Below are 1,954 nucleotides of genomic sequence, written 5' to 3' on the forward strand. Positions count from 1 at the left end.
TACTTCGCAAGCGTAAATCCGATAATCAATTCTTCCGATTCAGAAAGTCCTCGGACGGACACTTATGACTTTTGGTGCCGAACAGGCGAAGATCTAACCGTAGGGGGAGGGGAACCACCCTCCCGGCGGCACCCTATTCGACTGTCATTTTTGGCAACTTCTTCGCCGTCATTGTAACCCGGGATAATCGCTATCGGACCGGCTGGGAAGCGCTGGCTGGGTCAAACCATATTATCCTTTTGCGTGTATTGACGCAGATATTATGCGTGTTATAGTTGCGCTTGTTGCCTTATTTGGCAACGGACGGTCATGAACACGCCAACCAGATTATTGATGTTTTATAGGTAATGAAGGACTTCCAATGAGCTACAGCATCAAATGGACCGCCGCTTTTCCCGATTCGTTTGAAACCAGAGGCTGGAGGCCGCCGGAGCAGCTTCTTTCGGCCACCAGTACTGCTGGCCCGGCGTTACTCGAATTCAATAAACAGTTGTGGTGCGTGCATAATGATGGCATCGCCAGCGGTGCAAGGATGTGGTCTGCGGTCTTTGATGGCACTGCTTGGCAGGCGGAAAATCCGATAGACAACAACTATACCCATTCGAGGCCGGCACTGGCTGTATTCAAGCCAGAGGGGCAAGATAAGGAGCAGCTATGGTGCGCATATCAAGGTCTCAATGGTTACCCATTTTTTTTAACATCCGACAACGGTCAAGATTGGGTTGGGGCCCCGACAATCGATGCTCCCCTTGCCAGCGGGCCGGCAATAGCTACGTTCGGTAATAAACTATACTATGTATATCAAGGCCCAACCAGCGGCATAGGCGGTGATATTAACATGTGGTACAGCTGGAACGCTGGCCAAGGCTGGCAAACCCCTTCTAACGTAGGCACCAACTCCACATCTGCTTCACTATCGCTTGCTACTAGCAAAACTCGGCTGACATGCTTCTATCGTAGTAGTATGCCCGTCCAGTGGCTGTACGCTGCAAGCAACAGCGGCCAAGGCTGGACCACACCATCCGCTTGGGACGGCCAAATTGCATGGGGAGATGCTACTGACGCTGGACCAGCTCTTTGTTATTTGCCCAGCAGAGACATGCTTTTGGGCATATACGGTGCGGGTGGAGGTTTCGATGAAGGTTACACGGAGTTGCATTACATAACCACCACAGGAAATTCCAATAGCTGGAGTTCCCCCCAAACGATAAAAGGAGTTTCGCGCGCGCTCGGAACCGGTGTCGGGCTGGCCATGTATAATGGTGTGATTTTTTTGGCCTATTGCGCCGCGGACTAAATCCTCCAAACTAAGGGCAGCGCCGTTGTTTTTGCGCCGATTCTATCCGCGACTGCGACCGTTGGCCCAGCATTGCTCGCGATTAATAATAAGTTGTGGTGTGCATAATGATGGGGCGGCGCGCTGACCCTGTGGTCGGACTCTTTCGACAGTGACGGTTGGCAGCAGGAATAACCAATGATCACCAACTCTGCGACCGATGACGGGCCGGCGCTGGCCATATTCGATAACGAGCTGTGGTGCATGTACAAAAACCGCGGCGACTATAGTTGAGAAATACTCTATACGACTTCCACCGACGAACAGAGCTGGAGTCCTTATAAAGGAATTCCCACCATTGACGAGAGCTCTACCCGGGCCAGACCCGCGCTGGCTTCCACTTCCAACCAATTATGACCTGAATTTGTTGGTATTTTGTACGCTCCTATTTATAGTGTCAGGGAACAACGGACGGAACAAACTGGAATTCGCCCTCAAATGGAGTATCATACAATAATGCTAATGGCGCACCGGCGCCTGGCGCTATTCCGAAACCAGTTGTGGTGTGTATATCGCAGCAGCGCTGCCAACATTGGCTGTTCCTCACGACAATGCGTATTCCAATGAAACCGGACGGAGATTCCGATCATTAACCGGACGCTTTTTCCAGCGTAATAC

The 1,954-nt window shown here is 51.5% G+C and carries 1 protein-coding gene; it reads left to right on the forward strand.

From position 1 onward, the window contains the following. Positions 1-361 precede the first annotated feature (361 nt). Positions 362-1,297, forward strand: coding sequence for a hypothetical protein (locus tag IEX53_RS23535; RefSeq protein WP_188826597.1), 936 nt, complete (start codon positions 362-364; stop codon positions 1,295-1,297). Positions 1,298-1,954: the final 657 nt, after the last annotated feature.

Source organism: Paramesorhizobium endophyticum (assembly GCF_014640615.1).
GTDB classification, from domain to species: Bacteria; Pseudomonadota; Alphaproteobacteria; order Rhizobiales; family Rhizobiaceae; genus Paramesorhizobium; species Paramesorhizobium endophyticum.

What these genes read in the sequence shown, in the direction of transcription:
- IEX53_RS23535 (WP_188826597.1), top strand. Translation starts at nt 362, where the DNA reads ATGAGCTACAGCATCAAATGGACCGCCGCTTTTCCCGATTCGTTTGAA.